At 75.4% G+C, this 5652-nt stretch carries 8 protein-coding genes; 4 read left to right on the forward strand and 4 right to left on the reverse strand.

Annotation, left to right across the window (positions count from 1 at the left end; translation table 11 throughout):
- Window positions 1–89 precede the first annotated feature (89 nt).
- Window positions 90–746, forward strand: coding sequence for an HAD family hydrolase (locus tag ABT247_RS31255; RefSeq protein ID WP_350749398.1), 657 nt, complete (start codon window positions 90–92; stop codon window positions 744–746).
- A gap of 127 nt (window positions 747–873) precedes the next feature.
- On the opposite strand, the gene ABT247_RS31260 is transcribed toward ABT247_RS31255, so the two are convergent.
- Window positions 874–1692 carry a LysR family transcriptional regulator gene (locus ABT247_RS31260; protein WP_350749401.1) on the reverse strand — a complete coding sequence of 273 codons (819 nt, stop codon included), beginning with the start codon at window positions 1690–1692 and terminating at the stop codon, window positions 874–876.
- A gap of 69 nt (window positions 1693–1761) precedes the next feature.
- On the opposite strand from ABT247_RS31260, the gene ABT247_RS31265 reads away from it, so the two are divergent.
- From ABT247_RS31265 to ABT247_RS31275, 3 genes are all read left to right on the forward strand, one after another.
- Entirely contained in the window at window positions 1762–2499 is a 738-nt protein-coding gene (locus ABT247_RS31265) for an SDR family NAD(P)-dependent oxidoreductase (RefSeq protein WP_350749404.1), read from the forward strand.
- A 42-nt stretch (window positions 2500–2541) separates the two neighbouring features.
- On the forward strand, window positions 2542–3435 hold the full coding sequence (locus ABT247_RS31270; RefSeq protein ID WP_350749407.1) for an aminoglycoside phosphotransferase family protein: 894 nt from the start codon (window positions 2542–2544) through the stop codon (window positions 3433–3435).
- A gap of 69 nt (window positions 3436–3504) precedes the next feature.
- The gene (locus ABT247_RS31275; RefSeq protein ID WP_350749410.1) at window positions 3505–3813 is read left to right on the forward strand and encodes a cupin domain-containing protein; all 309 of its coding nucleotides are present in this window, start codon (window positions 3505–3507) and stop codon (window positions 3811–3813) included.
- 49 nt (window positions 3814–3862) lie between these two features.
- On the opposite strand, the gene ABT247_RS31280 is transcribed toward ABT247_RS31275, so the two are convergent.
- The 3 genes from ABT247_RS31280 to ABT247_RS31290 all read right to left on the reverse strand — a co-directional run bounded on the left by ABT247_RS31280 (window position 3863) and on the right by ABT247_RS31290 (window position 5526).
- Window positions 3863–4306, reverse strand: a complete 444-nt coding sequence (locus tag ABT247_RS31280) for a hypothetical protein (protein WP_350749413.1) — start codon at window positions 4304–4306, stop codon at window positions 3863–3865.
- A gap of 83 nt (window positions 4307–4389) precedes the next feature.
- On the reverse strand, window positions 4390–4938 hold the full coding sequence (locus ABT247_RS31285) for a class I SAM-dependent methyltransferase (protein ID WP_350749416.1): 549 nt from the start codon (window positions 4936–4938) through the stop codon (window positions 4390–4392).
- Between the two features lie 69 nt (window positions 4939–5007).
- A complete protein-coding gene (locus tag ABT247_RS31290) occupies window positions 5008–5526 on the reverse strand; it encodes a hypothetical protein (protein WP_350749419.1) in 519 nt (172 codons plus the stop codon).
- Window positions 5527–5652 lie beyond the last annotated feature (126 nt).

The following is a 5652-nucleotide window of genomic DNA, read 5'->3' on the forward strand; positions in this document are numbered from 1 at the left end:
CCCCGGGCCGGGGGCGCCGCGGGGCCGGGGGCCCCGGGCGCTCGCCCGGACCGGCCGGGCCCGGCCCGGCGGCGCCCTATCCTGGCTCGATGATCAAGCCGACAGAGCTGGTGATATTCGACTGCGACGGCGTCCTGGTGGACAGCGAGGTGATCGCCGTCCGGGTGCTGGTGCGGCTGGGGGAGGAGTACGGCTGGCCGCTGACGGGCGCCGAGGCGATCGAGCGGTTCGTCGGGCGGTCGGAGGCCGCCAACAACGCCCTGGTCGCCGAGCGGCTCGGGGCGGAGGTGGCGGCGGTGTGGGGCAAGCGGTTCCGTGAACTCCACGCCGAGGCCGTGGACGCCGAGTTGGCGCCGGTGGACGGCCTGCCGGAGGCGCTCGACGCGATCACCCTGCCCACCTGCGTGGCGTCCAGCGGCACCCACGAGAAGATGCGCCACACGCTGGGCCGCACCGGGCTGTACGAACGGTTCGAGGGCCGGATCTTCAGCGCCACCGAGGTCGGACGCGGCAAGCCCGCGCCCGACCTCTTCCTGCACGCCGCACGGACGATGGGCGTCGACCCGGCCGCCTGCGTCGTCGTCGAGGACAGCGAGCCGGGTGTGCGGGCCGCCCGCGCCGCCGGGATGCGCGCGCTCGGCTACGCGGGCGGCGTCACGGCCGCGGAGCGGCTGGCCGGGCCGGGCACGGTCGTCTTCGACGACATGCGCGAGCTGCCCGGGCTCCTGGCGGCCCACCGGGGGTAGCCGCCGCCCTCCGGGCGGAAGGACCGGTCCCGGCCGCCCGCCCCGGTCGCCCGCCCCGGCCCCGGCCCCGGCCGCTCGCCCCGGCCACTGACCCGGGCCCCCGTGGCGGGCGGCCGGGACCTCGCCGTCAGGCGCCGGGCGGGCGGAGGGTGGCGACGGCGACCTCGAGGAAGTCCCGAACGACGCCCGCCCGGTCGGCGCCCTCCGGTACCGCCAGGCACGTCTCCACGGGCGGCGAGTCGGTGACGGGCAGATAGGCGAGGTCGGGGCGGGAGTAGGAGCCCGTGATGCTGACCGGCACCAGCGCGATGCCCTGCCCCGAGGCGACCAGCTCGAACTTCTCCTCCAGCGAGGAGGTCCGCCGCGTCCGGGCGTCCAGCACCGGCTCACCGTCGAGATCGGCCGAGGTGAGGCTGCGCCGGGCGGCCAGCGGGTGCGTCACGGGCAGGCAGGCGACCTTCGTCTCCCGCCCGATCGGAACGGTGCGCAGCCCCGTGGCGTCGAACGGGCGCCGCAGGAAGCCGATGTGCGCCCGGCCGTCGCGCAGCGGCGCGTCCTGCTCCCACCAGCGCAGGGGCAGCACGTCGACCGCGACCTCCGGGCGGCGCGCCGTGAACGCCCGGATCGCCTCCGAGACGCGCAGGCCGGGGGAGAACGCCACGACCAGCCGCTGCTCGCCCCGCGCGGCCTCCTGCACGCGCTGCAGGGCGGCGTCGACGGCCGCGGTGATCCGCTGCGCCTCCTCGTACAACTTCTGCCCGGCGGCGGTCAGTTCGACGCTGCGTGTGGTCCGGGTGAACAGGGCGCAGCCCAACTCGCGCTCGAGCGCCTGGATCTGTCGGCTGAGCACCGGCTGGGCGATGAACAACGCCTCCGCCGCGCGGCCGAACCGGCCGTGTTCGGCCACCGCCACGAAGTAGCGGAGCTTGCGCAGGTCCAGATCCATACCCGCACGGTATCAACGCGCGCGGGAGAGTATTGGACGCTCCGGTGGGCCCCCTCGAAGACTGGCCGCATGACCGACACCACCCGGGACACCACCCGCGGCACCGCGCCGGATGCCGCCCGCAGCACGGCACTGATCATCGGCGCCTCCCGTACCCTCGGCCTCGGCCTCGCCGCCGAACTCCTGCGCCGCGACTGGGACGTCATCGGCACCGTGCGCGGCAGCCGCCGCACCGGCCTGCACGACCTGGCCGACTCCTCCGGCGGGCGGCTGACCGTCGAGACGCTGGAGATGACCGACCCGCGGCAGATCGCCGCGCTGGGCGGCCGGCTCGCCCACCGCGCCCCGCTCGACCTGCTCTTCGTCAACGCCGCCGTCACCCGCGGCGACCTGCCGATCGGCGACGTCCCGACCGACATGTTCACCGAGGTGATGGTGACCAACGCGCTCAGTCCGATGCGCGTCGTGGATCGGCTCGGCCCGCTCGTCGCGCCGAGCGGGACCATCGGCGTGATGTCCTCCGACCAGGGGAGCATCAGCCGCAACACCCGTGGCGGCCAGGACCTGTACCGGGCCAGCAAGTCCGCGCTGAACCAGCTGATGCGCTGCTACGCCGCCCGACGGGCGGACGACGGGCGGACCCTGCTGCTGATGGACCCGGGCTGGGTCCGCACCGAACTCGGCGGGTCCGAGGCCGAGCTCAGCGTCGAGGAGAGCGTCCCCGGCGTGGCCGAGACGATCGAGCGGCACCGGGGGAAGGCCGGCCTCCACTTCGTCGACCACCTGGGCCAGGTGGTGCCCTGGTAATCCGCTTGCCGGGCACGGCCGGCGCTGGCAGGGTCGGGCGCCATGTCGACGTCCCCCGCGATGCACGCGAACGAACTCCGCATCGACCGGGCGCTGGTCCGCCGGATGGTGGCCGAGCGGTTCCCGCACTGGGCCGCACTGCGCGTGGAGCCGGTGGAGCCGGCCGGCACCAGCAACGCCATGTACCGGCTGGGCGCGGACCTGGTCGTACGGATCCCGCGCATCCCGGGGGCGGCCGAGGACATCGAGAAGGAGCACACCTGGCTGGGGCGTCTGGCGCCCGAACTGCCGGTCGCCGTCCCCGCACCCGTCGGCCTGGGCGCGCCGGTCGACGGCTGCCCCTGGCCCTGGTCCGTCCTGCGCTGGCTGGACGGCACCAACCCGGCGGCCGGCACCGGCTCCGGTGCGCTGGCGGCGGACCTCGCGTCGTTCGTCACGGCCCTGCACCGGGTCGACCCGGCCGGCGGTCCCGCCTCCTACCGCAGCGAGCCCCTCGCCGACCGGGACGGTGCGGTCCGGCGCGCGATCGCGGCGCTGGCGCCCGCGGTGGATGCCGGGGCGGTGACGTCGGCCTGGGAGGCGTCGCTGCGCGCCCCGGCCCACCCCGGGCCGCCGGTCTGGATCCATGCGGACCTCCAGCCCGGCAACCTCCTGGTGGACGGCTCGGGCCGGCTCGGCGCCGTCATCGACTTCGGCTGCGCGGGCCTCGGCGACCCGGCGGTGGACCTCATCCCGGCCTGGTACGTGCTCGGGCCCACCGCCCGCGACACCTTCCGCGCGGCCGTCGGCGCCGACCCCGCCGCCTGGGCCCGGGGGAGGGGCTGGGCCCTGTCCGTCGCCCTGACGGAGCTGGAGTACTACCGGTGCACCAACCGGCGGATGGCGGACACCGCCCGGCACGTGATCGCCGAGGTGCTCGCCGAGCGGGACGGGTGACGGCGGTCCCGCGAGGTTTTACCCTCCGGTCGACCAACGGCCGGGCGCGGCCGGGTAGCGTCCCGGGCCATGAACGTGGTGGACGTGAACGCGCACGCGGCCCGACTCCCGGACGCCTGGCGGTCGGTGGTGCTGGGGCAGGTCGGGACGGCAGCGGTGAAGGTACTCACGATGGACGGCCGGGAGCTGGCACCGGAGGTGCACGCGACGGCCGAGGTGCTGTTCGTCGCCGACGGGCTCCTCGAACTGGAAGTGGCCGGCGAGGCTTCGACGGTCCGCGCCGGCGAGCTGTGCCTCGTGCCGGCCGGCGCGCGCCACTCGGTGCGGCCCGGGAGCCGGGGAACGCTGCTGATCGTGGAGGTGCCGGAGGAGTTGTAGCGGTGCCTCGCCCCGGCCGGACGACACCGTCCGATCGACGGCGCTCCGCTCAGGCCGCCCGGTCGGACCCGCCGGGCGGCCGGGGCGCGCACAGGAGGTCGGACGGGCCGACTTCCGGCGCGGTCAGCCGCTCGCACTTCGCGCCCTCCGGGTCCGTCGGCCAGCGCCGGTCGATGACGACCGCCGCCTCCCGGCAAGCCGGGCAGGCGTCGGCCCGGCCCGGCAGCCAGTAGTAGGGAGAGGCGTGCATGCCGTCCTGCCGTATGCCGCACAGGGTCGCGCCGAAGTACCCGTAGGCGTGGGAGGTCACGACGGGCAGGGACTCGGACTCGGCGCGTTCCCAGCGCCACTCGGGCGGCTCGTAGCACGGGCGGGAGACCTCCGCCGGGCCGTGGCCGAGCTCCGTCCAGGCGTGGCACCAGCTGCAGGACCAGCGCTCCCGCACCGGCAGGGCCCAGTCGCCCCGGAGTTCCGACACCGGCACCTGCCGCATCCCGTGTCCACAGACGTCACAAGTCACAGCCGCACTCTCGCAGTCGGCACTGACACTCAGCGGAGTGCTGCTCAGATCCTGCGCTAGGTCAGCGAGTAGCGCCGCAACACGTGCCACCGGTAGCGCACCCCGGGCAGCAGCCGGGCGGCCGTCTCCCGCACCTCCCGATGGCTCATCGTCGGTGCGGCCATCGGCATGCCCTCCGGTTCGACCGCCCGCCGCAGGGCCTTGACGGTCCGCACCAGCGGTGCGGCCGCCACCCGGCGGGCCCGGTCGGCCGCGGAATCCTCCCGGGCGAGGCCGACCACCACCAGGACGCCGCCGGGCCGCAGCAGCTCCCGCATCCTGAGGAGTGCGGCCTCGAAGTCCATGTGGTGCACGGCCGTGACGGAGCAGATGAAGTCGAAGCCCCCGGCCGGCAGGTCGAGCGTGAGGAAGTCGCCTTCCAGGAAGGTCGGTTCGGCGTAGGTGGCGCTCGCGCGTGCCACCATCGTGCTGGAGGCGTCCACCCCGACGACCTGCCGACTGCGCCGCGCCAGCTTCGACGCCAGCAGCCCGTCCCCGCAGCCCACGTCCAGTGCCGCCCGGCACCCCGGCGGCACCGCCCGCAGGATGCCCGGGTGGCGCGCCACGTTGGTGTTCCAGTACGGAGCTTCGTGCCGCTCGCGCCGTGCTCGTGAGTGTCCCATCGGCCGGTGCGGTCAGCGGGCGGCCGGTGGCCGGAGGACGAGGTCGGTGACGGCGGCCCAGTGCTCGTCGGGGGCGGTGACGACCAGGTGGCCGGGCTGGTCGGGGAGACGGTGGACGGCGGCGCTGCGGCAGCCGTGGCTGTGGTGGACCTCGACGGGCACGGCGGTGCCGTCGACGCGGATGACGCCCCGGCTGGTGGTGGTGGCGAGCGGGGCGAGCATCGCGCGGTGGTCGATGCGGCCCGAGTTGGCGAGGTAGTTGGTGAGCTGGCTCTGCGGGGTGGTGTCCGAGGTGACCCGGAAGTGGTCCGGCGCGGGTCGGGAGGTCTGGACGATGGCGACGAAGTCGCGGCCCAGGTGGTAGTCGAGGTCGAGGCGGCAGAGGTGGTCGTCGGTGGACTGCCGCCCGAGCAGGAAGAACCAGCCGGGCGGGGTCTCGCGCAGGACGGCGATGCGGCCCGTCCATTCGGCGGCGGTCTGCCGGTCGGTGGGGACGTGGGACGGCGGCGGCGGGCCGGGGCTGTGGATCACGGTTCCCCTCAGCGGGTCGGCGGTGACGGGTGCTCGGCCAAGTGTCCGACAGCGGACGACGGGTGGCGAAGAGGGTTGACCAGGATGGGGGAGCCGGGGTGCCCGGGGCGGGCCCGGGGCGGCGGC

The sequence above is a fragment of the Kitasatospora sp. NPDC001539 genome (assembly GCF_040298565.1).
Lineage (GTDB): Bacteria > Actinomycetota > Actinomycetes > Streptomycetales > Streptomycetaceae > Kitasatospora.

Excerpts from the sequence above, each read along its gene's own strand:
- ABT247_RS31280 (WP_350749413.1), bottom strand. The coding sequence starts at position 4,306 with ATGCGGCAGGTGCCGGTGTCGGAACTCCGGGGCGACTGGGCCCTGCCG.
- ABT247_RS31270 (WP_350749407.1), top strand. The coding sequence starts at position 2,542 with ATGTCGACGTCCCCCGCGATGCACGCGAACGAACTCCGCATCGACCGG.
- ABT247_RS31260 (WP_350749401.1), bottom strand. The coding sequence starts at position 1,692 with ATGGATCTGGACCTGCGCAAGCTCCGCTACTTCGTGGCGGTGGCCGAA.
- ABT247_RS31255 (WP_350749398.1), top strand. The coding sequence starts at position 90 with ATGATCAAGCCGACAGAGCTGGTGATATTCGACTGCGACGGCGTCCTG.
- ABT247_RS31275 (WP_350749410.1), top strand. The coding sequence starts at position 3,505 with ATGAACGTGGTGGACGTGAACGCGCACGCGGCCCGACTCCCGGACGCC.
- ABT247_RS31265 (WP_350749404.1), top strand. The coding sequence starts at position 1,762 with ATGACCGACACCACCCGGGACACCACCCGCGGCACCGCGCCGGATGCC.